Source organism: Streptomyces sp. NPDC019531 (assembly GCF_044903305.1).
Lineage (GTDB): Bacteria > Actinomycetota > Actinomycetes > Streptomycetales > Streptomycetaceae > Streptomyces.
In genome coordinates, this window is sequence record NZ_JBJDQL010000001.1 from 215395 (window position 1) to 229996 (window position 14602).

A 14602-nucleotide genomic window follows, 5' to 3' on the forward strand; every position below is an offset into this window, starting at 1 on the left:
CGGGTTACTTGACCGCGACCTGCGAGATGTCCAGAACACCGGTCCAGTCGCTGATGACGACGTTCTTGATGTCCTTGCCGTAGAGGCGCTTGTAGACCGGGTGGAACAGCGGCACGGTCAACGCCTGCTCGCCGATCTTCTTGTCCAGTGCACCCCACCTCTTGGCGGCAGCGTCAAGATCGGTCAACTTGTTGATCGCGTCAATCTCGTCATTGACCGACTTGTCATTGAGCAGGCCCGTGTTGAAGTTCGCGCCGTCCTTGACGATCTGACGGCCGTCGAAGATCGGCGCGAGGAAGGGACCGCCGGAGGGCCAGTCGGCACCCCAGTGGGCGAGGAAGAAGCCGGGCTCGGTCTTCACGCTGTGGATCGTGTCCGAGTAGTCGTTGTCCTCCAGGCCCTGGAGTTCGACGGTGATGCCGGCCTTCTTGAGTGCGTCCTGGATCGCGGTCGCGATCTCGGGGCTGGTCTCGAAGTCCTTGGCGTTGGAGTGGGTCAGCGTGACGGTGAGCCCGTTGGGGTAACCGGCCTCCTTCAACAGTTCCTTGGCCTTGGCCGCGTTGCCGGTCGCTCCGGCCGGGAAGAGGTCGTAGGGCTCGTAGCCGAAGGACTTCTGGTTCGGCAGGAAGGTGGTGGCGGACTCGGCGAGCGCGCTTCCACCGGCCGCGTTGACCACGGACGAGCGGTCGATGGCGTACGAGATCGCCTGCCGCACCTTGACGTTGTCGAACGGCTTGACCGTCGGGTTGAACGCTATGTAGTTCGTGTAGCCGAAGTGCCCGGTGCCGACGCGGGCGGCGAGCTCCTTGTCGCCGGTCACCTTGGCGAGCTCGGCCGGGCCGAGGTTGGTGTCCGTGGTGACCGCGGCCGCGTCCGCCCCCTGGGACGCCGACAGCCGCTGGTTGATCACCGACGAATCGAGCCCGGACTTGACGTCGATCCTGTCCGGGTACGCCTTGCGCTCGGCGTCCGTGGAGGCGGACCAGTACGTGTTGCGCTCCAGGACGATGGTCTCGCCGTCGTTCTCGTTGGTGACGACCTTGTACGGGCCGGACGAGACCGGGTGCTCCTCGTACTTCGTACCGGTGTCCTTGGCCTTCGGGACGGGCGTGAACTGCGTCTGCGTGGCCAGGTACGGGAACTCGCCCTCGGGCTTGTTCAGATGGAAGACGATCGTGCGGTCGTCGGGCGTCTCAATGGCGGAGAGACCCTTCTTGTCCTTGTACGGCCCCTGGTAGTCGGCGGCGCCAACCAGCCAGTCCCGCAGGTAGGGGGCGCCGCCGGACAGCTCGGGCGCGAAGGAGCGCTCGATGCCGTACTTGATGTCGGCCGAGGTGATCGCGGTGCCGTCCTCGTACTTGAGACCCTTCTTCAGGGTGTACGTCCACACGGTCGCGTCCTTGTTGGGACGTCCGGTGTCGGTGGCGAGGTCGGGGACGACCTTGGCGCCGGCGGCCCCGTTCTCGCGGTTGCGGGTGGTGAGGGTGCGGAAGACGAGGGAGGGCACGTTGCCGCCGCCGGAGGTGTACAGACGGGCGGGGTCGAAGTCCTGCTGCGGGTTGGAGTTCAGGACCGTGAGGGTGCCGCCCTTGTGGGGCGTGGAGTCGCCACCGGAGCTCTTGGCATCGTTGTCCTCAGGGCCGCAGGCGGCGGCGCCCGCTGCCAGAACCAGGCTTACGGATACCGCGGCCACACGGCGCGCTGTGAGGGACGGTTGACGCATCGGAGACGACCTCTCGAAATGACAAGTCTCGAATGGCGAGACGGGTTGACGAAGAGTGAGACGACAGCGGACGGACGTCTGCCCCGGCGTCGGGTCGTCGAAAGGCCGTGACCTCAGGTCACGGAGAAATGACCACAAGTCACGGAGAAATGCGGGATTCGCGACGCGCGCGCCTCAGGGCGAGCGTCAGCGACAGAGAATGTCGGACACGCAGAGCGTGGTCACGCCGATGAGCGCCAGCTCTATGGCGGCGCTGCTCTCGACGGCATGACTAGACCACATGCGCAGCAATATGTATGACCGGATCAACCCATGTCAATGCGACTTGTGCGCCAACCGTCAACTCCCGGGATACGGCCAGGGGTTGGCCCGGCAGTGGATCCCGTCGTGGTCGAGGAACTTGGTCTGCTGCTGCATCACCGGCGCGAGCTCGCCGTTCTTGTCGCACGTCACGTGGGAGTAGCCGAGACGGTGACCGACTTCATGGTTGATCAACATCTGACGGTACGCATGGATCTGATCACCGTAGGTGGATGATCCCTGCGCCCATCGATATGCATTGATCATCACACGTTCGGTGGCGGCCGAGTCACAGGAGACGTTGTCCTCCGTGGTGTCGAGGCCCGACTTGGCACACCAGTCGGCCGTGGTGCCGGGGCTGGCGAGCGTGATCACGAAGTCGGGTTTGCCGGAGTGGACGCGCTCGAAGGTGCGGGCGCCGTTGTGCGCCCAGCTGCGGTCGTCGTTGAGCGTCTTCTGCACGGCCTCGGCGAAGAGTTCGCCGTCGAGCCCGAGCCCCTGCTCCACGTCCACGCGGTACGTGTACTTCTGCCCCTTGCCCGGCGCCTTGTCGACGCCCTGGATCGCGTCGAACTTCCCCGAGCCGTCGAGCTTGGCGCTGAGCGGGTACTTGGTGTCCATCGCCTGCGCGTACGTCAGCGTCGCCACGCTCGGCGAGGAAGACGGCGTCGGCTCCCCGTCCGTGGCGGAGTCCCGGGCGTCCCGCGCCTGGTCGGTCGCGGACCGGGTGCCCGGGGTGGTGTCACGACTGTCGGTGACCTGCCCGGCCACGACGACGGCGAGCACGGTGACGACGGCGGCGGCCGCGATACCGGTGAACGCCCAGCTCTTGCCGCCCTTGGCCGCGGGCGGAGGGCCGGCGGGCGGCGCGTCGTCCGAGTCGGGACGTGTGTCCGCGCCGGTGCCCTCGGGCCAGTCGGTGACCGAGCCGTACGGACCGGAGGGGTGCGCGGCGGCGGGTGCTCCGGCCCCTCGCATGGAACCGGGCCGCGAAACGGGCCCACGAGGCCCACGGGTGCCGTGAGGATCGCCGGGCGCGAAGATGTCGGCCTCGTCGTCGAAGGCGTCGAGGTAGTCCTGCCGGGGCGCCGAACGCGACGCCGACGGCGCCTGCCGCTGCCGCTGCCGCGGAAGAGCGACGCCCGGCCCGGCGGCGTACCCGCCGGGCCCCTGATCGCTCGACTCCCCCGAGCCGCCCCCGGATTCACGCGGCTCCGGGTGCCCACCACGGACCCGAGGGACCCCATGCGCGGGGGTGCCGTCGGGAAGCCGAGGAAACCCGTGCGCGGGCGTCCCGTCCGGCAACCGCCGGAAACCCTGGCCGGACTGACCGTCCGACACCCGCGAAACCCCACCCGCCACAGAGCCGTCGGGAAGCCGGGGGAAACCGTGCGCAGGCGTGCCATCCGGCAGCCGCGAAACCCCACCCGCCACAGAGCCGTCGGGAAGCCGGGGGAAACCGTGCGCAGGCGTGCCATCCGGCAGGCGCGGCACCCCACGCGCAGGCGTGCCGTCAGGCAGGCGCGGCACCCCACGCGCAGGCATCCCGCCCGGCAGCCGAGGACCCCCACCCGCCGGATCACCATCCGCAAGCCGAGGAACCCCACGCCCAGGCGTCCCCTCCGGCAACCGCCGGAAACCCTGGCCGGACTGACCGTCCGACACCCGCGGAACCCCACGCGACGGACCACCGTCCGGAAGTCTCGGACCGCCCTGTGCAGGCGCCCGGTGCCCGGCAGCCCCGGCCCCGGGGCCAGACGCCCCGTACTCCGACCCCCGGCCCCCCGGCACCCCCTGCCGGGCAGCCCGCGGTGCCGGAGCGGGAGACGCCTGTGGCCGTCCCCGGCCCGGCGCCTCCGTGCCGGGGCCCTCGGCGCCCGACTGGCCCGAACCGCCCTTGCCCGAACTGCCCTTGTCGGGCCCCTTCTTGGGAGCGGACCCGCGTCGACTGTGGCGTCCCACGCCCCGCCTCAGCTCCCCACGGTCGTGGCGTCGGCGCCGTCGCCTGAGGCCGCCTCGGTGTCGCCCACGTCACCCGGGGCGCCCTTGTCCGTCTCGTCAGCCTCGCCAGCCTTGTCCGCCTTATCCGCCTTGTCCGCCGCGAACTCACGGAACGCCCCCGCCACCGTCTCCGGGTACTCCATCATCGCCACATGCCCCGCCTCCGGCAGGGTGAGCAGTCGGGAGTCACGGAAGGCGCGGGCCGCCTTCTGGGCCATGCGGAAGCCTACGAGCTGGTCGCGGCCGCCGTAGACGAGCAGGGTCGGGGCGAGGACGCGCTCGGCCTGGCGCCACAGCGCGTGCTGACCGCCCAGCGTGTACGCGTTCACCAGTCCGCGCGCTGAACGCGTCATCGCGTCCCAGAAGTACGGCAGTTGAAGCCGCCGCTCCATCTCCTCGACTGCGTCCTGGAAGCCGTCCGGAGTGACCCGCCCGGGGTCGCCGTAGCAGAGCGCCAGGACCCCGCGGACGCGCTGCTCGGCCGTCCAGCCCTTGCTGTACCGGGTGAACAGGCCGACCACGCCGGGCAGCGCCAGCAGGACCGTGGGCACGGCCGTGCGCTGGACGCGGATCTCCGGGAGGGCCGGCGAGACCAGGGTGAGGGTGCGAACCAGGTCGGGCCGCACCGCGGCGACGCGCGTGGACACCGCTCCACCGAGGGAGTTCCCGAAGAGATGCACGGGCCCACGGCCGGACGCGTCGAGAAAACGGATCACCGCGCGCGCGTGCCCGGTGATCGAGTAGTTGCCGTCGTCCGGCGGCGGGGAGTCCCCGAAGCCGGGCAGGTCGACGGCCTCACCATCGACCTCCCCCTCCAACTGCTCCATCAGGGCCGACCAGTTCTGCGAGGAACCGCCGAGGCCGTGGACGAACAACGCGGGCGGCAGCCCCTCACGCGCGGGTGGCCTCGAACGCACCGTCAGAGTGATCCCCGGCAGCCCCACCGACCTGAGCCGCTCGCCCTCACCGACCCTGACGGGCGACACCTTCGGAAGCACGTTGGCGGGCGGCACGAAGGGCAGCTCGGTCGAAGACATGCGGCAATGTTACGAGACGATCACGCAGTGGTTCGTGTGTTCGCCGTCACAGGGCACACGTACGAGGCGCATATTACGCGTATTGCGCCAATTGCGAGGCGCCTCCACCGCATGGCGTCCAGATCGCGTGTCTCCTAGGCTCGTACGCAGGGCACCCGCATGTGGCCCCCTGTGCGCATCAGGGACGTTCTAGGAAGGGAGCCCCGCCATGGCCTACGACTCCACCGACCCCGAGGCCTTCGAGAAAGAGGACGACGCCGTCGAGCTCGACGTCGAGGCCCCCGAGGTCGACGCGGCCGAGCAGCACACCGACATCGCGCCGAACGGCGACGACCCGCTGACCGGCGTGGACCCTGACCGGGCCAACGAGGCCGACCTCATCGAACAGGCCAGGGTCGTCTCGATCGACGAGGACGACTATCGGTGACATCTGCGCGGCACCGATCGGCCGACAACGCACTCATCAGGGCATTCCTGAGCAGGAACGGGACGGTCGGTGCCCGTCAGATCACCGTTTGAAACCTTTGCGCCGGTTTCGTCACCGTCCGGTCCGTGAAATTCTGCGCTCGCACCGCGCACAGCACGGTTACCGAAAAGTACGATGGCGGCGCGGCGCACACCGCATGTGGACGACATTGGGAGGCGGCGTGACAGCCATCGAGCAGACAGAGGCGGCGCGCCCGCGAGGGACGCGCCTGCCGCGCCGTGCCCGACGGAACCAGCTGCTGGGCGCCGCGCAGGAAGTCTTCGTGGCACAGGGCTACCACGCGGCCGCGATGGACGACATCGCCGAGCGGGCCGGCGTCAGCAAGCCGGTGCTCTACCAGCACTTCCCGGGCAAGCTCGATCTCTATCTCGCACTGCTCGACCAGCACTGCGAGTCCCTGATCCAGGCCGTACGCGCCGCCCTCGCGTCGACGACCGACAACAAGCAGCGTGTCCGCGCGACCATGGACGCCTATTTCGCGTACGTCGAGGACGACGGCGGCGCCTTCCGGCTGGTCTTCGAGTCGGACCTGACGAACGAGCCCGCCGTGCGCGAGCGCGTCGACAAGGTCACCAACGAGTGCGCCGAGGCGATCTGTGACGTCATCGCGGAGGACACCGGGCTCTCGCGCGCGGAGTCGATGCTGCTCGCCTCGGGCCTCGGCGGGCTCGCCCAGGTGGTGGCCAGGTCCTGGCTGCACAGCGACCGCAGCGTCCCGCGCGACCAGGCGGTCCAGCTGCTGACGTCACTGGCGTGGCGGGGCATCGCCGGGTTCCCGCTGCACGGCATCGAGCACCACTGACAGCACCACCGACAGCACCACGGACGCCACCCCTACGACGGCCACTCGACCCGCACGCCCGCGTGCGGGTCGTTTGTTCCCGTCCGCTGTTCGCTGTTGGCGTTCTTGCCCGGAGCGTGTACGTCCCCTCACCGGGCTAATGTGTGCTGAGTACTGCGCGGCAGGTCGCGCACTTCACCGACCGTCGGAGGGACATACCGTGGAGGTCAAGATCGGCGTGCAGCACGCGCCCCGCGAGATCGTTCTGGAGAGCGGTCAGAGCCCCGAGGATGTCGAGCGGGCGGTGGCGGAGGCGCTGGCCGGCAAGACCCAGCTGCTGAGCCTGGTGGACGAGCACGGCCGCAAGATCCTCGTGCCGGCCGACCGTCTCGCGTACGTCGAGCTCGGTGAGGCGGCTCCGCGCAAGGTGGGCTTCGGCGCGCTCTAGGCAGACCGACGGAGAAGGGCCCGGCGACCGGAAGTCGCCGGGCCCTTCTCCGTGCCGTCGGCAGGATTTTCTCGTCCACGTATGGAGCACGGGTCGCATCCGGAGGATGATTGCATTCCGCAGGTCACGGGTATGACGGGCTACGACCGTGATGCGCAGTGTGGCCGTGTGGGAGGGACCCCATGATGTTGATCGAAGCGCTCGGCTCCGCGCTGCTCGGTCTGGTGCTGGCGGGGGTGGCGGTACACCGCCTCTCACACCGCCTGCCCGCCCGCTCCCTCGTGCTCGCGACAGGCACCGCGGGAGCCCTCTTCGGCGCCTTCGTGACCCACACCGCACTGGACCCGGGCAACATCCTCCTGATCCTGCTGGGCGCGGCGGTGGTCTCGGTGGCGTCGCTGTCCCTGCTCCTCCGCCCGTCAGGGAGACTCCGCCACTCGGCAACCGCCTAGGGGACACCCACCAGAGGCGCGGGGAACTGTGCGACCAGCCACGACGAACCCGCAGCCGCCGGCGAAAGCACAGCCCCCCGAGCGGTCAGGCGCTACGCAGCCAACCCCAGCGCGGCCATCCGCTTCGTGTGCGCCTCGGTGATCCGAGAGAACATCCGCCCCACCTCGGCGAGATCGAACCCGTCGGCCACCCCACCCACCAACATGGTGGACAACGCGTCCCGGTCGGCGACGACCCGCTGCGACTGCGACAACGCCTCCCCCATCAACCGCCGCGCCCACAGGGCCAGTCGCCCACCCACGCGCGGATCCGCGTCGATCGCCGCCCGCACCTTCTCCACGGCGAACCCCGCGTGCCCGGTGTCGTCGAGCACGGCCAGCACCAGCTCGCGCGTGTCCGAGTCGAGCCGCGCCGCGACCTCGCGGTAGAAGTCACTGGCGATCGAGTCGCCGACGTACGCCTTGACGAGCCCCTCCAACCAGTCCGACGGGGCCGTCTGCCGGTGGAACCCGTCCAGTGCCGCGACGAACGGCTCCATCGCGAGCGTCGGCTCCTCGCCGATCCCGGCCAGCCGGTCGCGCAGCTTCTCGTAGTGGTGGAACTCGGCCGACGCCATCTTCGCCAGCTCCGCCTTGTCGGCCAGCGTCGGCGCCAGCTTGGCGTCCTCCGCGAGCCGTTCGAACGCCGCGAGCTCGCCGTAGGCGAGGGCACCGAGGAGATCGACGACCGCGGCCCGGTACTGGGGTTCCGCGGAGGCCCGGGCCCAGTCCTGGGCTGCCACTCCGGTGGGCTCGGCGGGTGCGTCAGAGGTGTTGTCAGGCGTCGTCATGAAGCGCACAATAGTCCGCTCGCCGAGCCGCGGAAGTCCCTGGTCAATCAGTGTGATGACGGCTACGTGACCAAATCGGCCATCGCATGTGCGAGTTTCCGGGGTATGGTGGTAATGCGCCTGGCGACTATTCGACGGGCCGCACGTATGAGGATGCCCGGTCGGTGGCCCGATCGGCTCCGACCCGACAAGCCCTCCTCGCCCGTACGGCACAGTGCGTACGGAGTTCGGAGGGGGACCCTCAGCGGTACGAGCGCTAGAGCGTCGGCAGTGGTCCCGTGCCATTACGGCTTGCCGTAAGGCAGCCGACGTCCCCAGCACGGTTGAAGACGACCCCCGCGCTCGCCTCGCACCGCGCACACAGAAGAGGCAGCACCCTGACTACGACTTTCCGAGACCTCGGAATCCTTCCCGAGACGGCCGAAGCCCTTGAGGCCGTCGGCATCGTCACCCCCTTCCCCATCCAGGAGATGACACTCCCGGTCGCCCTCTCCGGCACCGATGTCATCGGCCAGGCCAAGACCGGCACCGGCAAGACGCTGGGCTTCGGTCTCCCGCTCCTGGAGCGCGTGACCGTTCCCGCCGACGTCGAGGCCGGGCGCGCCAAGCCCGAAGCCCTGACCGACGCCCCGCAGGCGCTCGTCGTCGTCCCCACGCGCGAGCTGTGCACCCAGGTCACCAACGACCTGCTGACCGCGGGCAAGGTCCGCAACGTACGCGTTCTCGCCATCTACGGCGGCCGCGCCTACGAACCCCAGGTCGAGGCCCTCAAGAAGGGTATCGACGTCGTCGTCGGCACCCCGGGCCGGCTCCTGGACCTCGCGGGCCAGAAGAAGCTCAACCTGGGCCACATCAAGGCGCTCGTCCTCGACGAGGCCGACGAGATGCTCGACCTGGGCTTCCTGCCCGACGTCGAGAAGATCATCAACATGCTGCCGGCCCGCCGCCAGACGATGCTGTTCTCGGCGACCATGCCGGGCGCGGTCATCGGTCTCGCGCGCCGCTACATGTCGCAGCCCACACACATCAACGCCACCTCGCCCGACGACGCGGGCAGGACGGTCGCGAACACCAAGCAGCATGTGTACCGCGCGCACAACATGGACAAGCCCGAGATGGTCGCGCGCATACTGCAGGCCGACGGCCGGGGACTGGTGATGGTCTTCTGCCGCACCAAGCGCACCGCGGCCGACCTGGCCGACCAGCTCCAGCAGCGCGGCTTCGCCGCCGGCGCGGTCCACGGCGACCTGGGCCAGGGCGCCCGTGAGCAGGCGCTGCGCGCCTTCCGCAACGGCAAGGTGGACGTCCTCGTCTGCACCGACGTCGCTGCCCGTGGTATCGACGTCGAGGGCGTCACGCACGTCGTCAACTACCAGTCTCCCGAAGAGGAGAAGACGTACCTGCACCGCATCGGCCGTACCGGTCGCGCGGGTGCCAAGGGCATCGCGATCACCCTCGTCGACTGGGACGACATCCCGCGCTGGCAGCTGATCAACAAGGCGCTTGAGCTCAACTTCAACGATCCGCCGGAGACGTACTCCACCTCCCCGCACTTCTACGAGGAGTTGAGCATCCCCGCGGGCACCAAGGGGGTCCTGCCGCGGGCCGAGCGCACGCGCGCGGGGCTCGCCGCGGAGGAGCTGGAGGACCTGGGCGAGCCGGGCGGACGCGGTGCACGCGGCCGCGGTGACCGTGACCGGGACCGGGGTCGCGGGCGTGGTGGCCGGGACGAGTCCCGCTCCGCCGACCGCGAGCGCGGCGACCGTACGCCGCGCCGTCGCCGTCGTACCCGCAACGGCACCCCGCTGGACGCAGCGGCGGCCGCCGAGGCGGTCGCACCTTCGGAGACCGCCTCGGCGGAAACCGTCGCTGTCGAGGACGCCCCCGTGTCGCGCACCCCGCGCCGCCGTCGCCGCAGCCGTGGCGGAGCAGCCGACGCGGCACCGGCCACGGCTTCGGTGCCGGCCGCTTCCGAGGCCGCGGAGACCGCCGTTACGACGGCGGAGGGCCCGTCGCTCGACGCCGAGCCGTCCGAGACCGCGGAGACTCCGGCCAAGCCGCGCCGCCGCCGGACCCGCAAGTCCGCGGAGACGCCGGCCGCGGTGGAGTCGGTCGTCGAGACCGTGCCGGTCACCGAGACCGCTCCAGCTGAGGAGGCTCCGGCCACGAAGCCGCGCCGTACCCGCAAGGCGGCCGCCGCGGCTCCGGCCGCAGAGGTCGCCGTGGACACGGCCGAGGCCACCGAGGCCAAGCCGCGCCGCCGCACCCGCAAGGCCGCCGAGCCCGCCGCAACCGCCGAGATCCCGGTCCAGACGGTCCAGGAGCCGCAGGCCGCGGAGGTCGCTGAGACCAAGCCGCGCCGCACGCGGAAGACCGCGGCTGCGGCCGAGACGGCCGTGGACACCGCGGAGGGCACGGCCACCAAGCCGCGCCGCACCCGCAAGACCACAACCGCCCCGACGGAGACCGCCGCCGACACGGCGGAGGTCGCCGAGACCAAGCCCCGGCGCACCCGCAAGGCCGCCGCTGCGGCTACGACCACCGCCGAGACCGCGGTGGACACGGCCGAGGCCGCCGAGGCCAAGCCGCGCCGCACCCGCAAGGCGGCCGCCGCGGCTCCCGCGGCAGAGGCTGCCGTGGACACGGCCGAGGCCACGGAGGCCAAGCCGCGCCGCCGCACCCGCAAGGCCGCCGAGCCCGCCGCAACCGCCGAGATCCCGGCCCAGACGGTCCAGGAGCCGCAGGCCGCGGCCGAGGTGGTCAAGCCCCGGCGTGCCCGCAAGACGGCAGCGAGCACGGCGAAGGCCGCTGACACGGCCGCCGAGACGGCCGTGGACACCGCGGAGGGCACGGCCACCAAGCCGCGCCGCACCCGCAAGACCACGACCGCCCCGGCAGAGACGGCCGCCGACACGGCGGAGGTCGCCGAGACCAAGCCCCGGCGCACCCGCAAGACCGCGGCTCCCGCTGCCGAGGCCGCCGAGACAACCGAGGTCAAGCCCCGTCGTCGTACCACCCGCAAGGCCGCCGAGCCCGCGGTGATCGCCGACATCCCGGCCCAGGCCGACCAGGAGCCCAAGGCTGCTGCCCCGCGCCGCCGGACCCGCAAGACGGCCGCCGCGGAGGCCACGGAGAGCTGATCCCACATCTGACGGCCCGGCCCACCTCAACAGGGGCCGGGCCGTCGGTGTTTCCGGCACCGCATCGCAGCGCACGCCGACTGCCCCGCCCAGGGGCGCCGGGAACCGCGCACCAAGCCACAACGCACCCGCAGCCGCAGCCGCTCCACAACGCCCCGCCCCACCCCCTTCCGCGCCGGCCCGTCCCACCGCAGATACCCTCACCCCGTGAGCACCCGAGCCGTCTTCACCCCGCCCCCCGGCGCCCGCGCCTACCCTCTCCGCACCACTCGCGGTGACTTCGCGGCGGTGGACTCGGCCGTAGCCCCCGGTGTCGCCGAGAAGGGCACCGCCCTGCTGCTGCCCGGCTTCACCGGCAGCAAGGAGGACTTCACCCTGCTGCACGAGCCGCTGTCGGCGCGCGGATACCGGGTCGTCGCCCTGGACGGGCGGGGACAGTTCGAGTCGGACGGACCGGAGACCGACGAATCCGCCTACGAACGAACCGAGTTGGCGCGGGACGTGCTCGCCCAGGCCGCCGCCCTCGACGCACCCGTACACCTCGTCGGGCACTCCCTGGGCGGCCAGATCGCGCGCGCGGCCGTACTGCTCGACCACTCCCCCTTTCTGTCCTTCACGCTCGTCTCCTCGGGCCCCGCACAGATCTCCGACTCCCAGCAGCAGCGCGTGAAACTGCTGCGGGACGCGCTCGGAGTGATGACGATGGCCGAGGTGTGGGACGCGATCCTGGCCATGGGCCCGCCGGAGGAAGTCGGCGGCCCCGCCAAGGGCATCGGGGACATCGAGCAGCTGCGCCGCCGCTGGCTCGGCAACAAGCCCGCCCAACTCCTCGCGACGGGGCGCCAGTTGTGCACGGAGCCGGACCGGGTCGCCGAACTGGCCACCGTCCCGCTGCCGTTCCACGTCCTGTCCGGCTCCCAGGACGACACCTGGCCGGTGAGCCTCCTCGACGACATGGCCCTACGGCTGCGCGCCCGCCGTACGGTGATCCCGGGAGCGGACCACTCCCCCAACGCCGACCGGCCCGAGCCCACGGCCCACGCCCTGGCCGACTTCTGGGACAGCACCGCCGATAGCACCACCGACAGCAACTCCGACAGCAACGGCCGTCCACTCTAGGGGAGTTCGGCCACCCCGACGAAGAAGTTCCCGCGCAACCGGATGTCCGCGGACCAGCGCAGCGCGGCGAGGCCGTGTCTCCCGTATGACGCGTCGAGTTCGATGCCCAAGCCGGCCCGTCCCGGCTCGCGAGCATTCGCGTCCACTGGCCCGTTCCGGGGGGTTCCGCAGGCCGGTTCCAGGGTGTCCCCGACGATCAAGAGGCCGTCCATGACGGTCAGCGGTTCCCGCAGGTCCTCGCGCTCGGGGCAGACCCCGTCGTACTCGCCCGCACGGGCCCGGCGGTGCCTGATCCGACCCGTCACCGGCCCGTCGTCGGCCGTCGCACGTCAGTACTGTCCCTGCAGGTGCTCCCAGAACCCGTCCCGCAGCGCCCGCCGCAGATCCGCCTGCCCCCGCAGCGAGTACTGGAGAAGCCCCTCCGCCTCCACCAGCAGGTCCTGGTCCACCGAGCCCGGCAGATACGGATGCCCGGGCAGCAGCTCCTGCAGCGCCGCCCGGCCCCGCTCCGCCAGCCACTTCGCGGCGATCTGCGCGCCCACGAAACGTACGTCCTCGCGGGTGGGCCGGGCCGCCGAGGGCTCGTAGGCCTGGGCGGCGCGGCGGGAGACGTACGGCTTGAAGAAGTCGAGGTCGAGGGTGCGCTGGCTGTCGACCTCCCACAGCAGGGGTTCCGCCTGGTTACGTCCCTCCGGCGCCTCGATGCCCCAGAGGTGGACGCGGGCGCCGTACCCCTGGGCCGCCTCGACCGCCGAGACCAGGTCCTCGTCGCCGCCGAGAAGGGCCGCGTCGCTGATGGCGCGGTGGCGTGCCAGGGACTCCAGATCGGTGCGGATCAGCGAATCGACGCCCTTCTGCTGGTTGTTGGCGTTGAGGTTGCCCAACCGGACCTTCACGTCCGGGAGTTCGGCGATGGACTGCTGCTCCGCGGTGTGGATACGGCGTCTCGCGCCGTCGTACCAGTAGACGCGCAGGAGTCTGCTGTCCGCGAAGATGGTGCGGGCCCGGTCGATGAGAGCCTCGATCAGGCCCTCGGCGTCGAGGTCGAAGGCGCGACGATCCTCGGTGCCGGCGACGAGACGTCCCGCGGCCGCGTAGAGGTATCCCGCGTCGACGAAGATCGCATGCGTCGAGGGTGTCTTCGCCACCTCGGCGAGCATGCGCTGGAGCAGCTCGTTCGTGCGGTCGATGCGGGCGCTCAGAGGCGCGAGGTCGTCGTTCATTGCCTCCATTGTCCCGGCGGTCACGCTGCGAACACAACCGGTCCCAATGAGTCTCCGAAGACTCACTTACCTGTCAGTAGTTAGCCGTTCGAAAAATTTCTTTAGCGTAGGGAATGTTTGTAACACGCAACCCGTTGACTACCTACGTACGCAGCAATTCTCCGCAGGAGGATGACCAGACGAAGGGAGAAGCCTGTGCGCTTCGAAATCATGCGACTCGACGACGTCGACGGTACGCCCGTGGACAGCACCGTCGTGGACGCCGCCTCCGTCAACCGGATCGTTCAGCAGGCCGCCGCCATAGGGCAGCGGCTGTGGATCCGTCCGGCCGACACCACGGCCTCGTAACAGACGACTCAGACGCGGATCACCGTAGAAGCTTCAGGGCCCCGGTCACCGACCGGGGCCCTTTCAGCTTGCCCGGACCACCTGGGTCACCCCGTTGATGATCTGCTGCACGGCGATCGCGGAGAGCATCATGCCCGCGAGCCGCGTCACCAGCACGACACCACCGTCCTTGATGACCCGGATGATCAGCAACGAGTACCGCATCACGAACCACAGCACGACATGGATGGCGAGGATCGCGCACCAGACCGACACCTGCATGGCCACGCCGTCGGCCTTCTGCACGGCGAGGATGACCGACACGATGGCCCCGGGGCCGGCCAGCAGAGGCATGCCCAGCGGCACCAGAGCCACATTCACGTCTTTCGTCTGCTTCGGCTCGTCCGTCTTGCCGGTCAGCAGGTCCAGCGCGATCAGCAGGAGCAGCAGCCCGCCCGCGATCATCAGCGCGGGCACGGAGACATGCAGGTAGTCCAGGATCTGGTGGCCCAGGAGCCCGAACACGGTGATGACGCCGCCCGCCACGCAGACGGCCTGGAAGGCCATCCGCTTCTGCACCTTGCCGGGCCGGCCGGCGGTGAGGGCGAGGAAGATCGGGGTGATCCCGGGGGGATCCATGATGACGAACAGGGTGAGGAAGAGGGAGCCGAAAACGGCGACGTCGAACATGACGGAACTGGCCTTACAGGGAGAAGAGAAGAAGACGGACCGGG

General features: G+C 70.3%; 15 protein-coding genes. 7 read left to right on the forward strand and 8 right to left on the reverse strand.

Going from position 1 to position 14602, the window contains the following annotated elements; genetic code table 11:
• Positions 1-4: 4 nt before the first annotated feature.
• The 4 genes from ACI2L1_RS01060 to ACI2L1_RS01075 all read right to left on the reverse strand — a co-directional run bounded on the left by ACI2L1_RS01060 (position 5) and on the right by ACI2L1_RS01075 (position 5061).
• Positions 5-1723: an ABC transporter substrate-binding protein gene (locus ACI2L1_RS01060; RefSeq protein WP_404737191.1), complete on the reverse strand. Its 1719-nt coding sequence runs from the start codon at positions 1721-1723 to the stop codon at positions 5-7.
• 186 nt (positions 1724-1909) lie between these two features.
• Complete coding sequence (locus tag ACI2L1_RS01065) at positions 1910-2005, reverse strand: Ms4533A family Cys-rich leader peptide (RefSeq protein WP_404737192.1); 96 nt, start codon at positions 2003-2005, stop codon at positions 1910-1912.
• A gap of 57 nt (positions 2006-2062) precedes the next feature.
• Positions 2063-3568 carry a DUF3152 domain-containing protein gene (locus ACI2L1_RS01070; RefSeq protein ID WP_404737193.1) on the reverse strand — a complete coding sequence of 502 codons (1506 nt, stop codon included), beginning with the start codon at positions 3566-3568 and terminating at the stop codon, positions 2063-2065.
• A 425-nt stretch (positions 3569-3993) separates the two neighbouring features.
• Complete coding sequence (locus tag ACI2L1_RS01075) at positions 3994-5061, reverse strand: alpha/beta fold hydrolase (RefSeq protein WP_404737194.1); 1068 nt, start codon at positions 5059-5061, stop codon at positions 3994-3996.
• Positions 5062-5269: 208 nt separating this feature from the next.
• Here ACI2L1_RS01075 and ACI2L1_RS01080 point away from each other — a divergent pair, with 208 nt between their 5' ends.
• The 4 genes from ACI2L1_RS01080 to ACI2L1_RS01095 all read left to right on the forward strand — a co-directional run bounded on the left by ACI2L1_RS01080 (position 5270) and on the right by ACI2L1_RS01095 (position 7229).
• On the forward strand, positions 5270-5488 hold the full coding sequence (locus ACI2L1_RS01080; protein WP_404737195.1) for a hypothetical protein: 219 nt from the start codon (positions 5270-5272) through the stop codon (positions 5486-5488).
• 220 nt (positions 5489-5708) lie between these two features.
• Complete coding sequence (locus ACI2L1_RS01085) at positions 5709-6350, forward strand: TetR/AcrR family transcriptional regulator (protein WP_404737196.1); 642 nt, start codon at positions 5709-5711, stop codon at positions 6348-6350.
• Between the two features lie 199 nt (positions 6351-6549).
• Entirely contained in the window at positions 6550-6777 is a 228-nt protein-coding gene (locus ACI2L1_RS01090; protein WP_404737197.1) for a DUF3107 domain-containing protein, read from the forward strand.
• 185 nt (positions 6778-6962) lie between these two features.
• Positions 6963-7229 carry a hypothetical protein gene (locus tag ACI2L1_RS01095; protein WP_404737407.1) on the forward strand — a complete coding sequence of 89 codons (267 nt, stop codon included), beginning with the start codon at positions 6963-6965 and terminating at the stop codon, positions 7227-7229.
• 92 nt (positions 7230-7321) lie between these two features.
• On the opposite strand, the gene ACI2L1_RS01100 is transcribed toward ACI2L1_RS01095, so the two are convergent.
• Positions 7322-8059 (reverse strand): ferritin-like fold-containing protein, encoded by a 738-nt coding sequence (locus ACI2L1_RS01100; RefSeq protein WP_404737198.1) that lies wholly within the window; start codon positions 8057-8059, stop codon positions 7322-7324.
• Between the two features lie 470 nt (positions 8060-8529).
• Here ACI2L1_RS01100 and ACI2L1_RS01105 point away from each other — a divergent pair, with 470 nt between their 5' ends.
• Complete coding sequence (locus ACI2L1_RS01105; RefSeq protein WP_404737408.1) at positions 8530-11199, forward strand: DEAD/DEAH box helicase; 2670 nt, start codon at positions 8530-8532, stop codon at positions 11197-11199.
• A 207-nt stretch (positions 11200-11406) separates the two neighbouring features.
• Positions 11407-12318, forward strand: coding sequence for an alpha/beta fold hydrolase (locus tag ACI2L1_RS01110; RefSeq protein ID WP_404737199.1), 912 nt, complete (start codon positions 11407-11409; stop codon positions 12316-12318).
• Here ACI2L1_RS01110 and ACI2L1_RS01115 read toward each other — a convergent pair.
• Together ACI2L1_RS01115 and ACI2L1_RS01120 are read right to left on the reverse strand one after the other, a co-directional pair.
• Complete coding sequence (locus tag ACI2L1_RS01115) at positions 12315-12623, reverse strand: hypothetical protein (protein ID WP_404737200.1); 309 nt, start codon at positions 12621-12623, stop codon at positions 12315-12317. The genes ACI2L1_RS01110 and ACI2L1_RS01115 overlap by 4 nt on opposite strands.
• A 24-nt stretch (positions 12624-12647) precedes the next feature.
• The gene (locus tag ACI2L1_RS01120; protein WP_404737201.1) at positions 12648-13541 is read right to left on the reverse strand and encodes an NYN domain-containing protein; all 894 of its coding nucleotides are present in this window, start codon (positions 13539-13541) and stop codon (positions 12648-12650) included.
• A gap of 195 nt (positions 13542-13736) precedes the next feature.
• On the opposite strand from ACI2L1_RS01120, the gene ACI2L1_RS01125 reads away from it, so the two are divergent.
• Positions 13737-13889 (forward strand): hypothetical protein, encoded by a 153-nt coding sequence (locus ACI2L1_RS01125; protein ID WP_020136747.1) that lies wholly within the window; start codon positions 13737-13739, stop codon positions 13887-13889.
• 63 nt (positions 13890-13952) lie between these two features.
• On the opposite strand, the gene ACI2L1_RS01130 is transcribed toward ACI2L1_RS01125, so the two are convergent.
• Positions 13953-14558 carry a MarC family protein gene (locus tag ACI2L1_RS01130; RefSeq protein WP_404737202.1) on the reverse strand — a complete coding sequence of 202 codons (606 nt, stop codon included), beginning with the start codon at positions 14556-14558 and terminating at the stop codon, positions 13953-13955.
• Positions 14559-14602 lie beyond the last annotated feature (44 nt).

What these genes read in the sequence shown, in the direction of transcription:
- ACI2L1_RS01060 (WP_404737191.1), bottom strand. Translation starts at nt 1,723, where the DNA reads ATGCGTCAACCGTCCCTCACAGCGCGCCGTGTGGCCGCGGTATCCGTA.
- ACI2L1_RS01065 (WP_404737192.1), bottom strand. Translation starts at nt 2,005, where the DNA reads ATGTGGTCTAGTCATGCCGTCGAGAGCAGCGCCGCCATAGAGCTGGCG.
- ACI2L1_RS01070 (WP_404737193.1), bottom strand. Translation starts at nt 3,568, where the DNA reads ATGCCTGCGCGTGGGGTGCCGCGCCTGCCTGACGGCACGCCTGCGCGT.
- ACI2L1_RS01075 (WP_404737194.1), bottom strand. Translation starts at nt 5,061, where the DNA reads ATGTCTTCGACCGAGCTGCCCTTCGTGCCGCCCGCCAACGTGCTTCCG.
- ACI2L1_RS01080 (WP_404737195.1), top strand. Translation starts at nt 5,270, where the DNA reads ATGGCCTACGACTCCACCGACCCCGAGGCCTTCGAGAAAGAGGACGAC.
- ACI2L1_RS01095 (WP_404737407.1), top strand. Translation starts at nt 6,963, where the DNA reads ATGTTGATCGAAGCGCTCGGCTCCGCGCTGCTCGGTCTGGTGCTGGCG.
- ACI2L1_RS01100 (WP_404737198.1), bottom strand. Translation starts at nt 8,059, where the DNA reads ATGACGACGCCTGACAACACCTCTGACGCACCCGCCGAGCCCACCGGA.
- ACI2L1_RS01105 (WP_404737408.1), top strand. Translation starts at nt 8,530, where the DNA reads ATGACACTCCCGGTCGCCCTCTCCGGCACCGATGTCATCGGCCAGGCC.
- ACI2L1_RS01120 (WP_404737201.1), bottom strand. Translation starts at nt 13,541, where the DNA reads ATGAACGACGACCTCGCGCCTCTGAGCGCCCGCATCGACCGCACGAAC.
- ACI2L1_RS01130 (WP_404737202.1), bottom strand. Translation starts at nt 14,558, where the DNA reads ATGTTCGACGTCGCCGTTTTCGGCTCCCTCTTCCTCACCCTGTTCGTC.